Source organism: Candidatus Marithrix sp. Canyon 246 (genome assembly GCF_001723685.1).
Taxonomy (GTDB): domain Bacteria; phylum Pseudomonadota; class Gammaproteobacteria; order Beggiatoales; family Beggiatoaceae; genus Marithrix.
This window is the reverse complement of sequence record NZ_MCBX01000038.1, coordinates 291,224-314,354: the sequence shown is the minus strand read 5'-3', so window position 1 is coordinate 314,354 and position 23,131 is coordinate 291,224. Positions and strand designations below refer to the sequence as shown.

The window sequence follows — 23,131 nt, the reverse complement described above, 5'->3', positions numbered from 1 at the left end:
GATAGTTAATTTTGTTGTCTGAATCATAATTTACAGGATTTCACTTTGATAAAGAATGATACATTACTTCGTTACTTCGTTTCTGTAAATCCTGATTCAGACAATATTGTTATTTATTTTTTTCTAAAATTTTAGATATTATCTATAACATCATTAAAAGTTTTACTAGGTCTCATCACAGCAGAAACATTTTCAAAATCATGTTTATAATATCCTCCTAGATCAACCGCTTGTTTTTGCACAGATAGTAGTTCTTGATTTATGGTTTCTTCGTTTTCTGCAAGATTTTTAAAGACTTCTGCAAACTTAGAAGCAAGTTCTGCATCTTCTGTTTGCTTGGCAACAGCTTCTGCCCAATACATCGCTAAATAGAAATGACTTCCTCTGTTGTCAATAGTACCCAATTTTCTTTGAGGTGATTTATTATTTTCCAGAAGTTTCTCAGTTGCTTTATCAAGCGCATTTGCCAAAATTTTAGCTCGAACATTATTATCCAATGCTGCTACTTGTTCCAAAGATGGCACCAATGCTAAGAATTCACCCAGAGAATCCCATCTCAAATAATTATCTTTCAACAATTGTTGCACATGTTTTGGAGCTGAACCACCAGCTCCTGTTTCAAATAATCCGCCTCCTGCCATCAAAGGTACAATTGACAACATTTTGGCAGAGGTTCCTACTTCCAAAATTGGATACAAATCAGTATTATAGTCTCGTAACACGTTTCCAGTAACAGAAATAGTATTTTCTCCAGCTCTTATTCTCTCAATAGAAACTCTAGCTGCATCTTTTACAGGCATTATTTCAATATCCAAACCAGATATATCATAGTCTTTTAAATATTCATCAACTTTTTTTCGGAGTTCTATGTGATGCTCTCTATCTTCATCCAACCAAAAAATAGTTTTCCAACCAGATTTTTGTGCGCGATTGACCGCTAGTTTGACCCAATCTCTAATTGATTCATCCTTGACTCGCACCAATCGCCAAATATCTCCTTCTTCCACTACTTGTTCATGAATAGTATTCCCCTTCGCATCAGTTACCATGATAGAACCATCAGCCGGTACTTCAAAAGTAGTAGGATGGGAACCATATTCTTCAGCTTTTTTTGCCATTAGTCCGACATTGGGAACAGTCCCCATTTTTCTGGGATCAAGCGCACCATTGGCAATACAATTTTTGATGGTTTCATCATAAAGAGGCGCGTAACTACTATCTGGAATAATAAACTTAGTATCTTGAAGTTCATCATTTTTATTCCACATTTTACCACCTGCTCTGATAGCCGCTGGCATCGAAGCATCAATAATCACATCACTAGGCACATGTAAATTGGTAATCCCTTTATGAGAATCAACCATCGCTACATCGGCTCTTGAAGCATAGATCTTTTGAATATCCGCTTCAATTTCTGCTGGCAGCGATTCTATCTTATTATACAGATCTCCAAAACCATTGTTAAAATTAACATTTAGTTGTTCTAAGGTTTCTGCGTGTTTATTGATGACATCAGCAAAGAAAACTTTCACTGCATGTCCAAAAATAATCGGGTCAGAGACCTTCATCATAGTGGCTTTCATGTGTAAAGAAAAAAGAACACCTTTATCTTTAGCATCTTCAAGTTGTGTTTCCAAAAATTGCACTAATGCTTTTTTGCTCATAAAAGTTGCATCAACAACTTCCCCTGTTTCTAAAGGAACCGCTTCTTTTAAGACAATTTCATTGCCATCTTGGCCTCGAAAAGTAATCTTAGCTTCAGTATTTTCTCCCATAGTAATAGATTTTTCATTACTACGGAAATCACCAGCAGACATAGTAGCAACATGAGACTTAGAACTTGATAGCCATTCACCCATAGAATGAGGAAACTTTTTAGCGTAATTTTTAACCGCACTTGGTGCGCGTCTATCAGAATTGCCTTCTCTGAGTACTGGATTAACTGCTGAACCTAAAACAGTAGTGTATTTTTCCCTGATTGCTTTTTCTTCGTCAGTTTGCGGATTTTCTGAAAAATCGGGGATCTTATATCCTTTACTCTGCAATTCAGCAATAACGGCTTTTAGCTGCGGTACAGAAGCAGATATATTGGGAAGTTTAATAATATTAGCGACTGGAGTTTTAGCTAAATCCCCAAGTTTTTGGAGTTCATTATCAATTCTTTGTTCAGCTTCAAGTCTTTCGGGAAATAAAGCAATGACTCTTGCTGCTAAGGAAATATCTCTGGTTTTTACTTCAATGTCAGCACTTTTGGTAAATGCTTGTACAATAGGAAGAAATGAATAGCTAGCCATTGCTGGCGCTTCATCAGTTTGGGTCCAAGTAATTTGTGACATTATATTTATCGAAAAAATATATAATTATAACACAAATTGTTGGATAGAAGAAGGGGCGGGAGAAAAGTGCAGTTATTTGGTTGCAGAGACAACCAAATAACTTGGAAAACTGACGATGGGCTTAATTAAATAAAAAAGTCAAAAAATGCAACAAAAACAATAGTGCTAGTTATTAAACTAACAATCATCACAGGTAAGCCTTTTCTTAACCATATTTGAGGAGTAATACGCGCACTTTCTACATTAAATTTTTCTGATTCAGACATACAAATAATATTGGCGGTGGCTCCTATATGAGTACCATTACCACCTAAACCAGCCCCTAAAGCTAATGCCCACCATAAAGGTGTAATATTCACACCTTGAGATTCAAGACTTTGTACAATTGGAATCATAGTAACAGTGAATGGAATATTATCAACTATAGCACTTAGTATTGCTGATACCCACATAAGTACTAAACAAGTTATTAATAGTAACTCTGGATCTTGTGCTAACTTTGCTAATTGTATACCAGTTAAATGTAAAAAACCAGATGCTTCTAAGCCACCTACAATCGCAAACAAGCCAGCAAAAAATATGAGTACTGACCAAAGAACTTCCCCAAATAATTCACTGGGAGATGGATTGATTAAGACTAAAGCAAGCCCCACACCTATTAGTGCCACATAAGCTGGATATAAATGCAAATAGTGATGGACAAAAAACAGTATTACTACAAGAGCCATCACTAATAAAATTTTATTTAAACGTTCTGGTTGTTTAATGGCTTTAGTTTCATCCAGATTTAAATTAAAACCTTGTTTATTAGTGCTGCCAAGATATTCTCGAAACATAAATGCCAACATCACCATACAAATTATCCATACTACACTGATTATTGGACCCATATGTATCAAAAATGTCATAAAATCAATGTTGGCTTGACTACCAATCATCAAGTTTGGGGGATCACCAATAAGGGTGGCAATTCCACCAATATTAGACATGATGGCTTCTGACATTAGATAAGGCAAGGGGTTCAACTTCAGCATACGGCACATCAGCACAGTCAAAGGTGCAAAAATAATGACAGTGGTCACATTGTCTAATAACATACTGATTAAACTAACTGCGAGGCTTAAATAAACCAGTAACCGCAGCGGGCTACCTTTAGCCATTTTACCAATGATGATAGCCATATATTCAAAACCACCAGTGGGTTTGATTAAAGTGATTAACATCATCATACCCATAAGTAACAATAAGGTATTGCCATCTATAGATTGAATAGCTTGTTCTTGTGTGTAAAAACCTAACAACATACCAGCACCAACCATAGATACAGCTCCTATAATAGCTGCATTAGTCCGGTGTATGGTTTCTCTAAAAATTAGAGTATAAGTAACTATTACAATAATAAGGGCGATCCACATATCGCCGGTCATAGTTTCATTCATTATCCTTCACCTGTTTTAAAATTTTTTTTGCCAGCCCTAGCATTGTAACTACACCTAAATACTTACCCTCATCAACAACAAAAATATAATTACTCTGATAATGGCGAATAAGTGCCAGCGCCTTGAGTAGAGGCGAAGTGGAGCTAATTGTTGGCAGAGTGGCAATTACAAAAGAATCTACTGATTTTTGCATTAACTGAGTTAATTTATCTACCGGGGTTCCCAAATGCGTTAAAGAATCACCTAATAAATAAGCATTTTTGAGAATATCATCAGGTAAGCAACCGCTAGATAACACATGTTTTAATGATATTCTTCCACAAATTTCGTTGTTTTCATTACAAAAAGGAATTCCCGGCACATTTAGTGAAATCATATCTGCAAATACTTCTCCAACTTTCATACCATATCTAGCTACTGGTGTGGAAATTATAATATCGCATTGATTAATATTAGGACAGAGTATAGTGTTAGAATTTTGTGTTTCTGTATTCATAATTAATATTCTCTTTGGAAATATGATATAAAGAATGATGATCATCAATCATTATGCCACTCTTCTAGCAGAGTAGAGTGTAATACATAATATCTTATTATTAATAATGAAAATTATCATTTGATTTTATATCAGATAATTTTCAGGATGTTGAAAATACGACACATTTTATATTATAATCATTTAAACAAATTCTATTATGCCAACAATTTCAGAACAAGACTTTATCCAAAGCATTGCCGATGCTTTTCAATTTATTTCTTATTATCATCCAGTTGATTACATCAAAGCCTTGGCTGCCGCTTATGATCGTGAACAATCAGTGGCTGCTAAAGATGCAATCGCACAAATTTTAGTTAATTCGCGTATGTGTGCTGAAAGTCATCGCCCAATTTGCCAAGATACCGGTATTGCCGTGGTATTTCTTAAAATTGGCATGAATGTACGTTGGAATACTAATAACAGTATTGCAGATATGGTAAATGAAGGGGTGCGACAAGCTTATAATAATCAAGATAATAAATTACGCGCTTCAATTGTCAGCGATCCAATCGGAACTCGTCGCAATACCAAAGATAATACACCCGCAGTAATTCACACTGAACTAGTTGCCGGTGACACTGTAGAAGTCACAGTTGCAGCTAAAGGTGGTGGCTCTGAAAACAAATCAAAATTTACTATCTTAAATCCAAGTGGTAATATAGTTGAATGGGTATTAAAAACAGTGCCTCAAATGGGTGCTGGTTGGTGTCCTCCCGGTATCTTAGGAATCGGCATTGGTGGTACCGCAGAAAAAGCCATGTTATTAGCCAAACAATCACTAATGCAAGCGATTGATATTCAAGAATTACAAGCACGAGGAGCATCAAATAAACTTGAAGAATTGCGCTTAGAATTATATGAAAAAGTCAATGCTTTAGGCATAGGAGCGCAAGGATTAGGCGGACTAACAACAGTCTTAGATGTAAAAATACTAGACTATCCAACTCATGCCGCCTCCTTACCAGTAGCAATGATACCCAACTGTGCTGCCACTCGTCATGCACACTTTACACTTGACGGCACTGGTCCAGCAAATTTAAACCCACCAAACTTAGAAGATTGGCCATCAGTAACATGGGAAGCAGGAGCAACAACACGACGAGTCAATCTTGATACAATCACAGCAGAACAAATTGCTGAATGGCAACCCGGAGAAAGCTTATTATTAACAGGAAAAATAATCACTGGGCGCGATGCAGCTCATAAACGTATTGCAGATTTACTAGCCGCAGGCAAACCACTACCAGCAGGAGTAAATTTTAAAAATAGTTTTATCTATTACGTAGGCCCAGTAGATCCAGTAGCTAATGAAATAGTTGGACCAGCAGGACCGACCACAGCAACACGCATGGATAAATTTACAGAAATGATGTTAGCAAAAACTGGCATTATAGGCATGATAGGAAAAGCCGAACGTGGTCCCGAAGCCATAAAAGCCATCAAAAAACATAAAGCAATATATTTAATGGCGGTAGGCGGAGCGGCATATTTAGTATCCAAAGCCATACGTTCAGCGCGAATAGTAGCCTTTGCCGACTTAGGAATGGAAGCAATCCATGAATTTGAAGTAAAAGACATGCCAGTAACAGTAGCAGTAGATGTAACTGGCAAATCAGTGCATCAAATAGGACCAGCCAGTTATAATAAGATTAGTTATCAAAAAAGATGAAAAAATTACCAATAGGTGCATCAACCTTAACTTCAATCAAATCTGAAAATTGTTACTATGTTGACAAAACTCATTTTGTTAAACAACTGGTTGACAATGGCAGATATTATTTTTTATCTCGCCCGAGACGCTTTGGCAAAAGTTTGTTTCTTGATACCTTAAAACAAGCCTTTTTAGCTGAGAAAAAATATTTTCAAGGGCGATTTTTGGAACCTTTGTGGGATTGGAATGTAAAATATCCCGTCATTCATATAAGTTTTGGTGCTGGAGTTCTTGAATCTCCAGAGCAATTAAATGAAGTCTTAAGCTACAATTTGGATCATCTATTTGAAAGTTATCAGATAGAAAATAAATACAGCTTACCCAATATAAGATTTCAAGAACTAATCCGAAAACTTTACCAAAAATATCAACAACAAGTAGTAATTCTAATTGATGAATACGATAAACCAATTCTTGACAATATCACCGACACTCCCCTTGCCATAAAAATGAGAGAAGGTTTAAAAAATTTCTACTCAGTCATCAAGGATTGTGATCAATGGCTGAAATTTGTTTTTCTGACTGGAGTGAGTAAATTTTCCAAAGTTAGCCTGTTTAGTGGATTGAATAATTTAAAAGACATTACTTTGGATAGTCGTTATGCTTGTTTGTGTGGTTATACATCTGAAGAACTGCAAACAACTTTTCAAGATAGACTGGAAGAGGTTGATTTGTCTCTGCTTAAACGCTGGTATAATGGCTATAATTTTTTGGGAGAACCTGTTTATAATCCCTATGATGTGTTGCTTTATTTAGATAGTATGCAATTTCAAAATTATTGGTTTGAAACTGCCACGCCTTCATTTTTATTAAAACTTATTAAAAATCAACAATATTTTCTACCTAATTTAGAAAATGTTAAAAGCACCGAAACCCTGTTAAGCAGTTTTGATATAGATAGAATTGAATTAGAAACCTTGTTATTTCAAACTGGTTATCTAACCATTACTGGACAAAAACAAGTTGGAGTTAGGCAAGTGTTTAAACTTTCTTATCCTAATTTAGAAGTCCAAATGAGTTTGACAGATTATATCCTACATGATTTAACTACAACAGATCTTACTACTCAAGAAAATAACAAAATTGCTTTATATGAATCACTAGAAGCGGCAGATTTTGAAACTTTAGAAAAAACATTTCATGCCTTATTTGCCTCGATTCCATATAATTGGTATGTAAACAATCCCATGAATGACTATGAAGGTTATTATGCCTCAGTGTTTTATTGTTACTTAGCGGCATTAGGTGTGGAATTAATAGGGGAAGATACTACTAATCGTGGCAGAATAGATTTAACTCTCAAATTAGATGACAAAGTTTATATTATAGAATTTAAATTAGCTGATAACTCAAACCAAAATAGTGCCTTACAACAAATAAAACAACAACGCTACTTTGAAAAATATCAAGATAGTGCTGCTACTATTTATTTGATTGGTGTTGAATTTGATACAGAGGCTAAGAATATTAGTCGGTTTGATTGGGAATTGGTTAGTTAATTTTTGAATCCTTGCTAAGAAAAATAAAAACTACAGGGATTGCATATAAGCATGGATTTGTTAATTTGCTTTATTCATTTATCCTGATAAAATGTCTCTGAAAACTTAATAATTGAGATTCATATGAAAATTTCAAATCAGGAACAATAAAATTCCTGATAACTGATAACTGTTTATATGTAATCCATGTAGATTTTGTGATATAATTTATATCAATCAGACGCTACGCTAAATAACAGTTCTAACATTGAGACCAAAATATGAATTTCCAACTCGAAATAGAGAAAGCCAATGCAGCCGAAGATCGCTATACACAATATAATGATATACAAGGTTTAAATGATGCCATTGAAATATGGAAAGAGATTTTAAATCATCCTGAGTTTGATAGTATTGACAATGATTCACGTTTGGGGCTACTTCATAATAGTGCTATTACATATAATAATCGTTATAAAGTGATAGGTAACTTGGCGGATTTAGATAAGTATATTTCATTAAAGCAAAAAGCCTTAGAGTTGACCCCCGAGACTGATTTGCCAAAAATACTCCAAAATCTTGCTGATGGTTTCAGAGACCACTACAGTAACAGCAAGAAACTGGCAGACTTGGAAAAGATCATCTGTTATTGTAAACAAGCAGTTAAGCATACCCCAAAGGATTCGCCAGAGTTGTCAAGGAGGTTCAACAATCTAGCAGTAGGATTCAAAGAATATTACTCTCACAGCCACGACCCAGAAGGCTTGGAAAACTGCATATTGTCTTGGCAAAATGCGGTGGAACAGGCTTCCAATAATTCCTCTGAGCTGCCAAATATGCTCAACAATCTAGCTAATCGTCTCAATGAACGCTATCATCGCTATGGAAAACGGGAAGACTTGGAAAACTGCATATCATATTTAGAAAAGGCGGTGAAACTGGCTTCTGATAATCATTTATCTGAGTTACAGCTAAGCTTGCATAACAATCTGGCTACTTTTAAAGACCGCAACAATAGCAACCACAAAGAATACTTGGAAAAAAGCATTTCTAACTTGCAATCGCTTGTGAAACATACCCCCAATGATTCGCCTGATTTGCCAAATAGACTTAACAATCTGGCTCTTGCATTCAAAGATAGCTACAATCACAGCCGCGATCAGAAGGACTTGGAAGAGAGCATTTTGTATTTACAAAATGCAGAAACGCTGACACCAGAAAATTCACGTGAGCGACCAAGTTTGCTTAACAATTTGGCTAATGGACTCCGTGACTACTACAAGATTAGCGGCAATCTGGTAGATTTAGAAGAAAGTATCGCGTATTCGCAACAGGCAATAAAGTTAATCCCAGATAATTCGTCTTATCTACCTAGTTTGCTGAATACTCTGGCTAACGGACTTCGTAAACGCTATGACACTAGTGGCAAACGAGCAGATTTAGAACAAGGCAAACAAGCCTATGAAACAGCAGCACAAAAAGGATTGGAAATTGCACTTGAAGCTGGATTAACAAGTGCTAAAAACTGGCTACAATGGGCTTTTGAACGTAAATCATGGCAGGAAGTTACAGAAGCCTATTCCTATGCTTATAAATCGGGTACACGCCTTGTACAAACCCAATTGTTACGTCAACATCAAGAATCATGGTTAAAAGATATTCAAGGTTTAGCTGCTAAAGCCGCTTATGCCTATGCAAAGACAGAACAATTTGAATTAGCCGCAGTGACGTTGGAACGTGGTTTAGCACAATTATTGAGTGAAACTTTAGCGCGTGAACGGGCTGATTTAGAAAACTTAAAGTCTCAGCGGCAAGATTTATATCAGGCTTATAAAGACGCGATTGCCGCTTGGCAAAAAGCACAAAGTTTAACAAATAGAGAACAATTACAATTAGCTCGTAAAAAATTAGATGCAAGCATTGCCGCTATTCGTGAAATAGATGGCTATGAAGATTTTTTAACAGAACCAGAATTTAAAGACATTGCCATAGCTGCTAAAAATACCATGCTTATTTATCTGCTCACCACTGATGAAGGTGGATTGGCTTTGATTGTTTCTGATAACAATCTTAAACCAGTTTGGCTACCGGAATTTGAGAACTTCAACAAGCTTATAACTATCTACTTAACATCTTATAAAAGATGGCATTATGCAGAAAATAAAAACGATAAAAAATCGTTTGAAGAAAAATGGCTTAAATTCCTAGAAGAAATCACACAATGGTTATGGTCAAGCATTATGGAACCCGTAATTGAGGCTTTACCAAAAGATGCTTACTGTACTTTTATTCCAACTGGTTTATTAAACTTATTACCACTTCATGCAGCTTGGAAAGTTGATGAGACCAAACCAACTGGTAAATATTATGCCTTAGATGCTTTAACTATTGCCTATGTGCCTAATGCTCGTAGTTTATATGCAGCTCAACAAATAGCAGCACAAATCAGCCCAGATAATTTATTAGCGATTCAAGAGCCTTTGCCAGTCTCCGCTAACCGATTACCTAATACCAAACCTGAAGTTAAAACCGTTATTTCTCATTTTCCACAACATGAAGTATTAAAAGAGAAAAAGGCAACACGCGCTGCTATTATAGAAGCTTTACCAAACTATAATGTCTTACATTTTTCTGGTCATGGTTTTGCAAACTTGGAAAATCCAGCACAAAGCGGCTTAGTCATGGCAAATAATGAGGCATTAACGGTAGCAGATTTGCTAAAATTACGCCTCAAGGGCATACGATTAGTAACATTATCAGCTTGTGAAACTGGTTTAGCTGGGTTAGATTTACCTGATGAAGTGGTAAACTTACCAACCGGGCTATTACAAGCCGGAGTAGCAGGTGTTGCCGCATCCCTTTGGACAGTTGCAGATTTAAGCACAATGATGTTAATATCATACTTTTATGATTTATGGCGTATCGAAAAATTAGAACCGGTACAAGCCTTACGACAAGCACAGATTTGGATGCGTGATACCACCGATGCTGAAAAACTCAAATATTTTAAAGACGTTCGCGCTGGTAAACAAACAGTCAGAATGGCAAAAGCAACTGCAACTCATTTGCAGCTCCACATGTCAAATTCAGACAAACGGACATATCAACATCCATTTCATTGGGCAGCGTTTGGGTTTGTTGGAATATAACCATCAGACCTGACAGGTTTTTAAAACCTGTCAGGTCTAAAATTATATTGGAGTATAAAACATGACAATAACAGAATTTAGTAAATTAACTCTATGCGTACTATCCGTTGGAACTTAGAAAAGAATAAAATATTAAAACAACAACGAGGTATATACTTTGATGATGTACTAATAGCTATTGAAGATCACCCAAACAAAGAGCAATATCCACATCAAAGAATTTTTATAGTCAATATTCAAGGATATATCCATATTGTTCCGTTTGTGGAAGATAAGCAAGGAATTTTTTTAAAAACGGTATTCCCTAGTAGAACTTATCACAAGAAATATAAACACCTTATTTCATAAGAGATCACAAATATGACATACACAGATGATGAAAAAGAACTTTTAGCCGCTTTAGATCGCGGTGAATTTGAACCTGAATTAGATCAAGAAACTACTATCAATGCTATTAAGCAAATGGCGTTAAATACTACACAAAAACAGAAAACAGTTACTGTAAGTCTGCTTGAAAATGATATTTCTAGGCTTAAAGCAGAAGCTGTAAGTCTCGGTATGCCATATCAGATACTTATGAGTTCGGTTATTCATCAGTATCTTGATAGAAAGCTATAAACTAATTTTTGGAGTATAAAACATGACAAAAACAGAAGAAATTTTATCAAAAGCTCGTAATTATCGTACTGATAATGAAGAATTAGAGCAACAATTAGAACAAAAACTAGAACAAGCAGATGCTCTAGCGGCGGATATTTCAGATTTATTGGAAGATACTGATTTTATGGATCAGCCGCAACAAAAACAAGCAGAGGCAACTAGAGGATATAATCCTCTACTAGGCAAAATGATTCAAGTACCTATAGGCATTAAAGTCTATAAATGCCCAAAATGCGACTATATTTGGCTACAAAATCGAGCTGGGGAAACTCCACCAGAATGTTCTGAACATAACCAACCACTACAACTCACTGACGAAATATAATGGCACCAGATTTAAGTGAAAATTCGATGAATAGTCCGATAGATAAAGGAATAACAATCCTAATAAAATCGGGCGTACTATTTTGGTTAGGTGGATTAATAGCGTGGTTATATCATCATGGCTATGGTCCGATAGATTTAATTGAATTGATCAACAGCACTAGCAAATCAGTATTAATAGTAACGATATTATCAATAATAATAATCATAGCAATAATATCAAGTATCCTAAGTCGTTTTGACACAGTAATAATCAGAATATTAGAAGGCTATTATTTGCCGAAATGGATAATCAAATGGCAAAATAAAATAATTGAACGAAAACAGCAACGTTTTCAAGAACTAGCTCAAAAAAATTACAAAGGACTTCCACCACTAAGCCGCTCCGAATTCGCAGAATATGCCGACTTAGATTGGCAACTAATGTACATACCCAAACTGGAACAACGCTTACCAACAAGATTAGGCAACCTACTACGAGCAATAGAATCACGCCCCGGAGAAAAATATGGACTAAACATATTCATATGTTGGCCCCGCTTGTGGCTAATTTTACCAGAAAGCGTAAAAACCGAACTGACAACAGCACGAGCCAATTTAGAAGCAACAGCTAGAATTTGGCTATGGGGATTATTATTTTTAGTATGGACTATATACAGTTACTGGGCAATAGCGATAAGTATAATAACGATTATATTAGCATACCGTTGGATGCTACAAGCAGCGGCAACTTATGGACAACTAATAGAATCCAGTTTTGACTTATATCGCCACGAATTATACAAACAACTACGTTGGAAACTACCAAGCAACGCGGCAGAAGAAAAACAACAAGGAAAAGATTTAACATCCTATCTCTGGCGTGGTTCCGAGGATGACAAATTGAAATTAATATAGGAGTAAACAAAAATGCACCCAATTACAATTATAGGCACAGGTTTAGCCGGCTATGCCGTTGCGCGTGAATTACGCAAAATTGATAAGGATTCCCCATTAAAATTAATCACTAATGATGATGGCAATTTTTATTCTAAACCAATGTTATCTAATGCTTTTGCTAAAAACAAATCTGCTGAAGCCTTAATAACAACTCCAGTAGCTAAAATGGCTGAGCAATTAAATGCTGAAATTTTAACCCACACTCAAGTCACAGATATAGAAAGTTTAAATTATAGTAAATTGGTATTAGCTTTAGGAGCGAAGCCAATACCCTTATCAGATAAAATTATTTCTGTTAATGACTTAATAGATTATGCTAATTTTCGCACAGCCTTAAAAGATGCCAAAACAGTAGCAATTATAGGTGCTGGATTAATCGGTTGTGAATTTGCCAATGATTTACAACAATATGGTAATTTTCAAGTTAGTTTAATTGATCCAATTTCACATCCATTAGGAAACTTAGTACCACCAGAAGTAGGGCAATGCTTAAAAACAGCATTAGAAAATATAGGGGTTAAATTTTATCTTGAACAGGCAATTAAACACATAGATAGTGGCTATAAATTAACACTTACAGATAATACAGAATTAGAGGCTGATGTAGTATTATCAGCCATCGGTTTACGCCCACGTATAGACTTAGCCGCTAACTTAGCAGTTAAACAAGGCATTGTAGTAGATAAATATTTAAAAACCAGTGCTGATAACATATACGCGCTAGGTGATTGCGCAGAAGTTGAAGGTATATTCTTACCATATGTTATGCCATTAATGAATTCTGCTCGTGCATTAGCAAAAACCCTAACCGGGCAAACAACAGCAGTAAAATATCCAGCCATGCCAGTAGTAGTAAAAACACCCGCATATCCAATTGTAGTTGCATCACCAGCGGCAGGAATTAAAGGAAAATGGAACATTGAAGCCGACAAAGAAAATATTAAGGCTTTATTTTATACAGAACAGCAACAATTAATGGGCTTTGTACTTACAGGTACTAAAGTTGCTGAAAAAGCCGCTTTAGCTAAACAAGTACCTTTTTTATTATAAATAGGAATTTATATGTCTCAAAACAATAAAAAATATAAATGTACAGTCTGTGATTTGATTTATGATGAAGCTCAAGGCTGGCCAGATGACGGCATAGCAGCAGGCACAGCATGGAAAGATGTACCAGAAGATTGGGTATGCCCAGACTGTGGTGTAAGCAAATCTGATTTTAAAATGGAAGAAATTTAAATAAACCTGACAGGTTTTAAAAACCTGTCAGGTTTTTTTTCGGAAACTAATTAAATTTATACTTATCTGTCATACCACGTAATACAATATCCGAATAACCAACAATACCAATTACCTCATTATCTTCAATGACTGGAACACGTAATACCTTAAACTGATCAAAGAAACGCGCACAATAGCGAATATCCATATCTGGTCTTACACTTAAAGCAGGTTTCACCATAATTTCATAAACATTAACTCGTTCAGGAGCGCGATCTTTTGCCAAAATATTACGAGCAATATCCTTAAAAAATAACATGCCAAATTCATCATTTTCATGACGCTTATTTACTACTAAAGCTCTGACTTCTGGATATTGCATATTATGCAAAGCATCAGCAACAGTAGTGATACCATCAACGCGATCAAATTTAGTTTTCATAACATCGCGCACTCGTATCAATTTAATCTCACTCATAATTGTTCCTCTATTACTGCTGTCAACTCTTTAACTTGATGAGATACACCCACTGCATCTTCAACATCAATTTGAAACGCAATGCCAGCTCCCATATCTTCTTCAAAACCAGCTACATCAGCGATTTTTTCTAAAATAGTGCGAGATAAATGTTCTTCAACGACTAATAATAAAACATCGCGTTGATTTTCTAAAGTTAAACCAAAAAAAGTTTTAGAAGGCGCACAACCTTCTCCTCTGGCATGATTTATAACTGTTGCACCTGTGGCACCAGCTTTACGAGCAGCAGCAAGCACTCTAGTAGTAGTATCATCATTGACAAACGCAATAATTAATTTAAAATGCACAATGAATTCCTATATTGTAGTTTCAAAGACATCACCATCGCCTTTAAGCTTAATAGTTTTTAAATCTGAAAACACGAGATAATTTCCACCTCTATTATGTTGTTTACTCCATTCACGAAAGTCAGCATTTCTAACTTTGCTGCCTCTAAAAAAATTTTTACCACCATAATTATTATTCATATTCCAATAACCTAAGTGTTGAGAACCTTTAAAATCAAAAGAATCGCGACTATAAATACCTAGTTCTTGAATAAAAATTGCATGTCCAGTTGCTATTGGTTTCACAACACCTTTGATCGCAATTCTTAAAGTTAATCTACCAAGTGATGCAAAAAGATCATCAGTAGGATCCCAGATACTACCAACAGTTCTATATTGTATATAATCATCATTGATTAATGGTACAGGTTTAGTAAAATCTCCAAACTCAGTTTCAGTATCAGTTAATTTGCCCTGTTGTTGTAACATTTTAACTACAACTATTTGGGCTTTATCATTTAGCCAAATTTTTTGTGATAACATTTGTTCATAAACGCGCCTAACTCGTCGGAATTGTAAAACCCAATCATCCATTTTAACCGTAGTGGTATCAGGAGGTATATTATCATTAGCAGGGTTATTAAACCATTGTTCCAACAAATTGGCAGCAATTACCCAATCATTAACTCGCATAACATGCGGTATTTGGGTAATATCAACAGAAGTTCTTGGTCTTATAAACATATAATTTAAAGATTAAAATAATAACAAAAGGATATATGATTACATTAATAATAATTGCAATATTGATTGCACTTTTTTGGTGGATAAAGCGTATAATATTACGGGCAAATAAAACCAATTGGCATGTAACATGGTTAAATTATGTAGAAGGATTAAATCAATTATTTTGTAAGTATTATCATCGCTTACAATATTCTAAACCGATTGATTTACCCAAAAATGGACCAGCAATCCTAGTATCTAACCATCTATCAGGTATAGATGGTTTTTTATTGATTGCCGCTACTCGTCGCCCAATACGTTTTTTAATTGCTCGTGAAGAATATGAGCGTTTTGGTTTACAATGGTTATTTCGTGCAGTTGGTTGTATTCCAGTGGATCGTAGTCGTCATGCTGAAATTGCTTTACGTGTAGCTTTGCGAGCTTTAGAAGCCGGTGAAGTCCTTGCAATATTTCCACAATCGACTTTTGTATTGCCGGGTGAATCACGTAGATTAAAACGTGGTAGTATATGGCTAGCAAAACAAATGAATTGTCCAGTTTATCCTGTTCATTTATCAGGTATTAAAGGAGCTGGGCATGTGGTACGTGGTGTTTTCTGGCGTAGTAAGGCAAAAATAGTGACATATCCACCACTTAATTTAGATGATGAAAATCATTTGCAACATTTACAATCTTTATTAGAAGGATAAATTTATGAAAATAAAATCTATTGTTATTACAATATTTCTGTGTTTTAGTATCAATACTGCATTTGCAGGAGATAATTTTAATATATGGTTATCAAAATATAAGATTTATGCCCAGAAAAAAGGCATTTCTCGTCGTACAATTGAAGCTGCTTTTGCTGGTGTAACACCTGATCCTGAAGTTTTAAAGAAAAATGCTAGACAATCTGAATTTGTCAAACCTTTATCAGACTATTTAGATCGAGCAGTTTCTAAAACTAGAATTTCTAATGGTAAGAAACGATATAAGCAATATTCTAGTTTATTAAAGCGTATTTCCAGAAGATATGGTGTACCCGGTAAATATCTGATTGCTATTTGGGGCATGGAGACGAATTATGGTAGCTATTTTGGTAAAATGAATGTGATTCGTTCTTTAGCAACATTTGCTTATACTGGGCGTAGAAAGAAATTTGGACGCTCTCAATTAATGGCAGCATTACGTATTTTAGATCGAGGGGATATATCAGTTGATCAAATGCAAGGTTCATGGGCAGGCGCGATGGGAAATACCCAATTTATTCCTACCACTTATGAAGCTTATGCTGTTGATTTTGATGGTGATGGTCGTCGTGATTTGTGGAATAGTATTCCAGATGCTTTAGCATCAACTGCTAATTATTTATCTAAAAATGGCTGGAAACGTTATAGAAAATGGGGAATGGAAGTTAAATTACCTCATGATATTAGATCAATAAGTGGTAGAAAACCTTTATACACTTGGGGTAATTTAGGTGTGACAACGGCTCATAATTCAGATTTACCAAAATCATATTATACAGCATCCTTATTATTACCAGTAGGTTATAAAGGTCCAGCCTTTTTAGTGCAAAAAAACTTTAAAGTTATAAAAAGATACAACAATGCAGATAGTTATGCTTTAGGAGTGGCTTATTTAGGAGATCAAATTGCAGGTGGTAGTGGAATTATAGCAAGCTGGCCCAAAGGAGATCGTCCATTATATTCTCGTGAGAAAAAAGAAGTGCAAAGATTACTAACATCAAAAGGATTTAATACCTATGGTGTTGATGGAATGCTTGGACCAAATAGTAAACGTGCTATTCGCGCCTATCAAAGAAAAATGGGAGAACGTCCTGACGGATATGCAGGACTTGAGTTATTAAAACGTTTAAAAGGAAGATTCTAATGCTAAAGACCTGACAGGTTTTTAAAACCTGTCAGGTCTGATAGTTTTTAAACACTCAGTTAATGACTTAGCTAAACCATTTAATAATTCAAAATATGACCCATTACCTAATGGGTCTAATATGCCATGTTTAACTGAAGTATCTTCAGTGAGAATTCTGATTAATGGTGACTGAAACTGAGGTTCACTAAAAATACAGCGGATATTTTGGCGTTTTATCTGCCTACGTAATTTATATACACGTCTCACACTTAGACGAGCTTCTGGTGATAATTTAATACTTGCTACAGCGGCTAATTTATAATGATGTTCAAAATATTTATAAGCATCGTGAAAAACTAAATATGGTAAATCTTGTATTGGAGCTAATTTTAGTTTTAATTGTTGATCTAATGCTTTAATTTTTATAACTAAATTATTAGCATTGTTTACATAAGTCTGAGCATGAACTGAATCAATCTTAGCTAAACTAGCGGCTATTGCTTGTACCATGACTTGTGCATTATTTGGATCAAGCCAAATATGTGGATCAGTATTTAATAACTTCAAATTTGGCAAATCAATTAGCTGTATTTTAGGAACCTTAATAGTTCTTAAACTCTTTTCTAAAAAACTTTCTATATTTGAACTAACCCATATAATTAAATTAGCGGCATGTAACCGCCGTACTTTCGATGGTCTTAAATTATAAGTATGTGGAGATTCACCGGGTTTTAATAATAAATATGGCTTAGCAACTCCCTTCATGACTTCTGTCACCAGACTATGAATAGGTGCTATAGTTACAACTACCTTTGGTTCATTAGCTTGTGCATTAAAAGCTAATATAGTTAATATCGTAATATATTTTAATTTTTTTATCATTCTCATTATTTGTTTATTGAATATCTGTAAAAACTTCGGGGTGTTGTTCTGCCACTCTTAAAAGAGATTTAGAAGGTCCTTTTGGGGATCGTCTTCCTTGTTCCCAATCTTGTATTGTTCTTACACTAACACCCATTAAGCTTGCAAAAGCTGATTGGGATAATTGTAATTTCTTACGAATTACATGTGCTGGTGAAGGGTCATTCAATGTTTTTACTTTTAGTTGAATTTCTCCTTTTTTATATTTTTTTATTTCTTTTATCCCTTCAAGTATCTCAATACCTATATCACGATTAGCCATTTTCAATTTCCTGTACTATTTGTTTCAGAATATGCCCTGCTATGGATTCTTTTTCATTTTTTGCGTATAAAGTAAGCATCCATGTTTCATCTGTATTATTTTTCCAATAGCCCAACGAACTTTTCTAACTCCACCACTTCCCCTAATTATACCAGCGTTAGGGTGTTCCATAAGATATACTTGTAATGCCTGATATTCATCATCGGATAGATAATCAGGCAAAATTTTAGTGAATAATAACGTTTCTATAAATACCATACGATTATTATACTGCATTGCCGTATATGTGTCAATAAAATAGATCGGTTATTTTACACTAATCAATTCCATAACAAATGGATCTGTATCCAACAGTTTAAATTTCGCTGAATATAAGTTAGAGTTGCTAGTGGTTTTAATGCAAAGAATTTTTATTTCTTTTGTATTCGCTGCTTTATAAACCACTTCACATCCTCTTGCTGTTAGGTTTATTGTTGCTTTTTCCTTTTCTTCAAGTTTGAATTCAATATCTTTGCTTTTATTATTGTTTGATAAACAATCTTTTTCTGTAAAACATTGGTCTAAATGTAAGTTGTCGCATTTATTTTTGTCGGTTAAATGAATAATTGCAATATCTGTTTCTAAACTATCTAGTTTGTTTGCTTTAATTGTATCTTCTGTAATCGAAAATACATAGTCATCCATAAAAATAGAACGTTTTACATAAGTATTTGATTGTGTCCACCGATTATAACAATATTTAGCAAAAACCCATAGCTTGATCAGGTAAAGCATGATGACCGGGTGGACGGGTACAACAAAAAGCTGCATCATATTACTAAATATGTTGCTAAAATCACTGCACCAGCAGCCCGTAAAGCTGCTTGAGGAGTTTTAGGAGTAATTAAAATGTCGGGATCGAGATAATCATTTTCATCTTTTGAAAATAAAGTACATTATTAATCTATTTTATGTCGTGTACGCGAGCAAGTTCTGAGATTGTTGCTAAGGGTGCTTCGTGATGATTTAATAAATAAAATAAGTTAGAAGTTTTAAGTTGCTCTTCTATTGCACTGATTCTTAGTGGACTTTCTGGATGTGTTGCACCCATATCATGGGCTATGCAGTCATTATGGTAAATATAGGCTAAACTCATTATTTATTCTCCTTATTAAATTAAAACCATAGTTTAGAGTAGCAATGCCCCATTTTTCATCAAATGTTTTTTGATAAAATTGAGTAAAAATTTGCCAATGAAATTGGCAATCATGACGAGTTAATAAATTTTTTTCATACATTGACATTGCCGCTATTAATTGTTGATCATCATCATATATGGCGATATTAATATTTAAATACAGTTCCGGGTTTCAATCCAAATACTGTATCTAAATTAAATTGACGAATCAAATTATCGACAACATTTTGCCCATGCTCACCCTGAATTTCGGCTAAAATCAGACGTACAGCATTACGATTATAACCGCCACCTAAATCAACTTGTATAGTTAATAGTTATCTTGCTTTTTGTAATGTTTTAATGGCAATGCGTAACATCACTTAGTAAATTATACCAGAACCAAGCACGCTATGTTATGGTATAATTTATAAAAAATGAAGGATTTGAACTATATATAAGCAAATGATACTATTGTGTAATTTACGATTTTTAGGGTTTAATGAAGATTTTACTTGATAAGTGTGCTTGAAATGAGTATACTTTGTCTTTCTATATTTTTTAAAGAGATATTAATATGAAATTACCATTTATCTTAAGTCTTGTAACATGTTATCTTCTCATAGGATTCTCTGGAAACGTGAGTGCTAAAAATAAACTAAAAATTATCTACAAAGGTAATGCTACATCAGGAGCTAAAATATTTAAGCAAAAGTGCAGTCGGTGCCATACTGTAGAGAAACATGGAAAACACAAAATGGGCCCTAATCTAAATGGTCTAATTGGAAAGAAAATTGGCACAACACCAAATTTTGCTTATACTGATAGTATGCGGAAAAAAGGAATCAATTGGGATGAACATTCGTTGTGGGTATTTCTAGAAAATCCAGCAAAATATGTTCCTGGAAATAATATGGTTTTTGCAGGTATTAAGAAAAAGCAAGAACGTGCTGACCTTATTAAATATTTAAAAGAAGCCACTAAGGATCAGTAATTCTCGGTATCTAATTATTAATTATAATGCTTTAAATAAACATAATGATGTAATTAGTGGAATTGATAAACTAGCGGCTGCTTATAAATCATCAGTTAGTGAAATTTTCACTAACTGATGATTTATAAAATACGTAAATACCATCACATAAATTTGTCTTTTTATCCAACCTAAAGCAATTTATCAATTTGTTTCTCCAACACTTAGCAATTCCATAACAAATGGATCTGTATCCAACAGTTTAAATTTCGCTGAATATAAGTTAGAGTTGCTAGTGGTTTTAATGCAAGGAATTTTTATTTCTTTTGTATTCGCTGCTTTATAAACCACTTCACATCCTCTTGCTGTTAGGTTTATTGTTGCTTTTTCATTTTCTTCAAGTTTGAATTCAATATCTTTGCTTTTATTAGATAGTATTGCTTGATATTGGGTATCATTTATATGAACACATGGAATCTTTAATTGTTGGTCATTGTAATTAGCTGTGCAAAGCTTGGGATTTGATGTACGTAGTAGTTTGTATGACGCTAAGCGGCAACTTTCATCTTGCCAGATTCCATTGTTTGATAAGCAATCTTTTTCTGTAAAGCATTGGTCTAAATGTAAGTTGTCGCATTTATTTTTGTCGGTTAAATGGATAATTGCAATATCTGTTTCTAAACTATCTAGTTTGTTTGCTTTAATAGTATCTTCTGTAATCGAAAATACATAGTCATCCATAAAAATAGAACGTTTTACATAAGTATTTGATTGTGTCCACCAATTATAACAATATCCTTGGTATTTGTTGCGGGTTTCGGGGGCTACATGAGGCACTGTTCTAACTAATTCAAAGCCAGTTTCAGCGTCTATCTTATAAACTAATAAGCCAGCAAATGTCATTATATCATGCTGCTCAGCTTTTTCACAAATATTCATTGGAAGTGCAAGTAATTTCTTGGAACGGAAATAGTTGAAAGCTAAATGATTTGTTGCCGCTTCAGAACTAGAACCGCGTGAACCAATTATTTCTTTATGAACTAAACTAGGTTTATTCATATTTGAAATATCGAAAATTTGCAACATAATACCTTGAAACAATGCAAAAGCGCCTTTGTCTATTGCATCATAGCCAATTGTAAGCAAGTGCTTATCATCAAGTGGGTGCATATAGGTTGAAAAGCCGGGAATTTTTAATTCTCCTGCAATTTCTGGTTGCTTAGGATTAGATAAGTCTAATACAAATAAGGGATCAGTTTTTTTGAAAGTAACAATATAGCCTTTATCACCAATAAATCGTGCTGAACGTATATCCTCTGTAGGCGCAATATTATCAATAATTCCAACATTAACTAGTTTATTATCTAGTTGTTCTAAAATAGAAATAGTGCTATGTGTATCAGGATTTGGCAAATGCCCAGTAGTTGTTGCAATACGGAAAAAACCTTTATATTCATCCATTGAAAACTGATTCAGCACTCGCCCTTTTACTGTGCCGCTACCACTATATTTAATAGTTGGTAAAGCAAATTTATTAATTTCCGTGGTTGTATCAAACCTAGAAGCAATATATAATGCAGAATTAGAGGCGTAAACTGCGCCTGATTTACCATAAATAGTTGTAGCATTTAGTTGAGTATCGGTATTTATATCTGTGGATAAAATTGATAAGAAGCTATTACCTTGTTCACCAACATAAAAATTATCGCATTGTTCAAATGGAGTTTTATTAAGAGAATCTTTAACTGTAGGTAAAAAATCTTCTATTTCTGTTGATTCAATTAATGCTTTATTTTTAGCTTTTAATTCATCGAAAATCGCTGTCATATCAGCAATAGGTTGCGGCTTTTCATCGCAAAATTGACTGTTATAAATGTCTTCAGGAAAATATTTAATTCCCTTAATTATTGGCTCTGGAAATACAACAACTGAATATACTGAATTATCAATTCGCCTAGAATTTAAATAAGCTCCAGAAAATTTAATTTCTCTAACTAAACGTGGTTGTTCGACATTAGAAATATCAAGCACAGTAATCTTTAATTCACGCCCATCGCCAGTAAATTCACAATCATAGCCATAAGTACATTCTTTCTGAATATTGTGATCTGTTCTTATATAAATATTTGGTGGTGTTGATACAATTGGTTCTAAAGAAGAATAAATAAAAGCGCGTTTATTATGGACATACATTTTTTTAGGAATACCTTCAATTTTAAAACTGGAAATTTCAGCCGCTGTTTCAGGTTTCCATGCTTTTACAATTTTAAATTGATTATGCGCTACAATATAAATATAAGTACCATCGTTTTTAACAAAATCCGCTTCATCAACACCAGATACTTGCACATTAGTTTCAGAATATTCTGTTGCTCCAGTTGTTGCTTCATCACCACTAGTGGATTTTTCGGGTGCAGCATTTAAAATTATTGGATAACACCAGTCGCGATTAAGAACCATCTCAAGATTGCGATCTAATCTTTGTTCCATTTTCTTAATAGCGGCTTGCTTAAATTCTGATACCATTGTAGAACAACTTTCTACCTTTTGTAAAGCATAGCTTTCACTAACAAGCAATAAATTAAATATAATAGTCAATAAAAATATCTGTTTCATAAT

25 protein-coding genes are annotated in these 23,131 nt (G+C 34.4%); 12 read left to right on the top strand and 13 right to left on the bottom strand.

Features of this window, described 5'->3' with window-relative positions; all coding sequences use genetic code 11:
- Positions 1-131 precede the first annotated feature (131 nt).
- The 3 genes from BHU68_RS14185 to BHU68_RS14175 all read right to left on the bottom strand — a co-directional run bounded on the left by BHU68_RS14185 (position 132) and on the right by BHU68_RS14175 (position 4,271).
- Positions 132-2,336, bottom strand: a complete 2,205-nt coding sequence (locus BHU68_RS14185; RefSeq protein WP_069472612.1) for an NADP-dependent isocitrate dehydrogenase — start codon at positions 2,334-2,336, stop codon at positions 132-134.
- A 125-nt stretch (positions 2,337-2,461) separates the two neighbouring features.
- Positions 2,462-3,775 carry an ArsB/NhaD family transporter gene (locus tag BHU68_RS14180; protein WP_083234262.1) on the bottom strand — a complete coding sequence of 438 codons (1,314 nt, stop codon included), beginning with the start codon at positions 3,773-3,775 and terminating at the stop codon, positions 2,462-2,464.
- Positions 3,768-4,271 carry a CBS domain-containing protein gene (locus BHU68_RS14175; protein WP_069472613.1) on the bottom strand — a complete coding sequence of 168 codons (504 nt, stop codon included), beginning with the start codon at positions 4,269-4,271 and terminating at the stop codon, positions 3,768-3,770. The genes BHU68_RS14180 and BHU68_RS14175 overlap by 8 nt, the downstream gene beginning before the upstream one ends.
- 199 nt (positions 4,272-4,470) lie before the next feature.
- Between BHU68_RS14175 and BHU68_RS14170 the strand changes: the two genes are divergently transcribed.
- The 9 genes from BHU68_RS14170 to BHU68_RS14130 all read left to right on the top strand — a co-directional run bounded on the left by BHU68_RS14170 (position 4,471) and on the right by BHU68_RS14130 (position 13,813).
- Complete coding sequence (locus BHU68_RS14170) at positions 4,471-5,982, top strand: fumarate hydratase (RefSeq protein WP_069472614.1); 1,512 nt, start codon at positions 4,471-4,473, stop codon at positions 5,980-5,982.
- Complete coding sequence (locus BHU68_RS14165) at positions 5,979-7,523, top strand: ATP-binding protein (protein WP_069472615.1); 1,545 nt, start codon at positions 5,979-5,981, stop codon at positions 7,521-7,523. Before BHU68_RS14170 ends, BHU68_RS14165 begins: the two co-directional genes overlap by 4 nt.
- A gap of 260 nt (positions 7,524-7,783) precedes the next feature.
- Positions 7,784-10,651: a CHAT domain-containing protein gene (locus tag BHU68_RS14160; RefSeq protein ID WP_069472616.1), complete on the top strand. Its 2,868-nt coding sequence runs from the start codon at positions 7,784-7,786 to the stop codon at positions 10,649-10,651.
- Positions 10,652-10,744: 93 nt separating this feature from the next.
- Positions 10,745-10,999, top strand: a complete 255-nt coding sequence (locus BHU68_RS14155; protein WP_069472617.1) for a DUF4258 domain-containing protein — start codon at positions 10,745-10,747, stop codon at positions 10,997-10,999.
- 12 nt (positions 11,000-11,011) lie between these two features.
- The gene (locus tag BHU68_RS14150; protein ID WP_069472618.1) at positions 11,012-11,269 is read left to right on the top strand and encodes a hypothetical protein; all 258 of its coding nucleotides are present in this window, start codon (positions 11,012-11,014) and stop codon (positions 11,267-11,269) included.
- A 22-nt stretch (positions 11,270-11,291) separates the two neighbouring features.
- Positions 11,292-11,636, top strand: coding sequence for a hypothetical protein (locus BHU68_RS14145; RefSeq protein ID WP_069472619.1), 345 nt, complete (start codon positions 11,292-11,294; stop codon positions 11,634-11,636).
- Positions 11,636-12,532, top strand: coding sequence for a hypothetical protein (locus BHU68_RS14140; RefSeq protein ID WP_069472620.1), 897 nt, complete (start codon positions 11,636-11,638; stop codon positions 12,530-12,532). The genes BHU68_RS14145 and BHU68_RS14140 overlap by 1 nt, the downstream gene beginning before the upstream one ends.
- Before the next feature lie 12 nt (positions 12,533-12,544).
- Complete coding sequence (locus BHU68_RS14135) at positions 12,545-13,624, top strand: FAD-dependent oxidoreductase (protein WP_069472621.1); 1,080 nt, start codon at positions 12,545-12,547, stop codon at positions 13,622-13,624.
- Positions 13,625-13,636: 12 nt separating this feature from the next.
- Complete coding sequence (locus tag BHU68_RS14130) at positions 13,637-13,813, top strand: rubredoxin (RefSeq protein ID WP_069472622.1); 177 nt, start codon at positions 13,637-13,639, stop codon at positions 13,811-13,813.
- A gap of 46 nt (positions 13,814-13,859) precedes the next feature.
- Here BHU68_RS14130 and BHU68_RS14125 read toward each other — a convergent pair whose 3' ends face one another.
- Genes BHU68_RS14125 through BHU68_RS14115 form a run of 3 tightly spaced genes read right to left on the bottom strand, consistent with a single transcriptional unit; the run spans position 13,860 to position 15,343 of the window.
- Complete coding sequence (locus BHU68_RS14125; protein WP_069472623.1) at positions 13,860-14,273, bottom strand: CBS domain-containing protein; 414 nt, start codon at positions 14,271-14,273, stop codon at positions 13,860-13,862.
- Positions 14,270-14,620, bottom strand: coding sequence for a P-II family nitrogen regulator (locus BHU68_RS14120; protein ID WP_069472624.1), 351 nt, complete (start codon positions 14,618-14,620; stop codon positions 14,270-14,272). The genes BHU68_RS14125 and BHU68_RS14120 overlap by 4 nt, the downstream gene beginning before the upstream one ends.
- A 9-nt stretch (positions 14,621-14,629) precedes the next feature.
- Positions 14,630-15,343 (bottom strand): DUF6402 family protein, encoded by a 714-nt coding sequence (locus tag BHU68_RS14115; protein ID WP_069472625.1) that lies wholly within the window; start codon positions 15,341-15,343, stop codon positions 14,630-14,632.
- A gap of 35 nt (positions 15,344-15,378) precedes the next feature.
- Between BHU68_RS14115 and BHU68_RS14110 the strand changes: the two genes are divergently transcribed.
- Positions 15,379-16,035: a lysophospholipid acyltransferase family protein gene (locus BHU68_RS14110; RefSeq protein ID WP_069472626.1), complete on the top strand. Its 657-nt coding sequence runs from the start codon at positions 15,379-15,381 to the stop codon at positions 16,033-16,035.
- Positions 16,036-16,039: 4 nt separating this feature from the next.
- Positions 16,040-17,218: a lytic murein transglycosylase gene (locus BHU68_RS14105; protein WP_069472627.1), complete on the top strand. Its 1,179-nt coding sequence runs from the start codon at positions 16,040-16,042 to the stop codon at positions 17,216-17,218.
- A gap of 21 nt (positions 17,219-17,239) precedes the next feature.
- Here BHU68_RS14105 and BHU68_RS14100 read toward each other — a convergent pair whose 3' ends face one another.
- From BHU68_RS14100 to BHU68_RS17415, 6 genes are all read right to left on the bottom strand, one after another.
- Positions 17,240-18,082 carry a zinc ABC transporter substrate-binding protein gene (locus BHU68_RS14100; RefSeq protein ID WP_069472628.1) on the bottom strand — a complete coding sequence of 281 codons (843 nt, stop codon included), beginning with the start codon at positions 18,080-18,082 and terminating at the stop codon, positions 17,240-17,242.
- A gap of 13 nt (positions 18,083-18,095) precedes the next feature.
- Positions 18,096-18,383: a helix-turn-helix domain-containing protein gene (locus BHU68_RS14095; protein WP_069472629.1), complete on the bottom strand. Its 288-nt coding sequence runs from the start codon at positions 18,381-18,383 to the stop codon at positions 18,096-18,098.
- Between the two features lie 39 nt (positions 18,384-18,422).
- Entirely contained in the window at positions 18,423-18,659 is a 237-nt protein-coding gene (locus BHU68_RS14090; protein WP_216092613.1) for a hypothetical protein, read from the bottom strand.
- 30 nt (positions 18,660-18,689) lie between these two features.
- Positions 18,690-19,157 carry a hypothetical protein gene (locus BHU68_RS14085; protein WP_141700000.1) on the bottom strand — a complete coding sequence of 156 codons (468 nt, stop codon included), beginning with the start codon at positions 19,155-19,157 and terminating at the stop codon, positions 18,690-18,692.
- Positions 19,158-19,326: 169 nt separating this feature from the next.
- The gene (locus BHU68_RS14080) at positions 19,327-19,518 is read right to left on the bottom strand and encodes a hypothetical protein (RefSeq protein WP_069472631.1); all 192 of its coding nucleotides are present in this window, start codon (positions 19,516-19,518) and stop codon (positions 19,327-19,329) included.
- Complete coding sequence (locus tag BHU68_RS17415; RefSeq protein ID WP_171899693.1) at positions 19,493-19,660, bottom strand: hypothetical protein; 168 nt, start codon at positions 19,658-19,660, stop codon at positions 19,493-19,495. The genes BHU68_RS14080 and BHU68_RS17415 overlap by 26 nt, the downstream gene beginning before the upstream one ends.
- Positions 19,661-20,116: 456 nt before the next feature.
- On the opposite strand from BHU68_RS17415, the gene BHU68_RS14075 reads away from it, so the two are divergent.
- Positions 20,117-20,533 carry a c-type cytochrome gene (locus tag BHU68_RS14075; protein WP_069472632.1) on the top strand — a complete coding sequence of 139 codons (417 nt, stop codon included), beginning with the start codon at positions 20,117-20,119 and terminating at the stop codon, positions 20,531-20,533.
- Between the two features lie 183 nt (positions 20,534-20,716).
- On the opposite strand, the gene BHU68_RS14070 is transcribed toward BHU68_RS14075, so the two are convergent.
- Positions 20,717-23,128: a beta-propeller domain-containing protein gene (locus tag BHU68_RS14070; RefSeq protein ID WP_069472633.1), complete on the bottom strand. Its 2,412-nt coding sequence runs from the start codon at positions 23,126-23,128 to the stop codon at positions 20,717-20,719.
- Positions 23,129-23,131 lie beyond the last annotated feature (3 nt).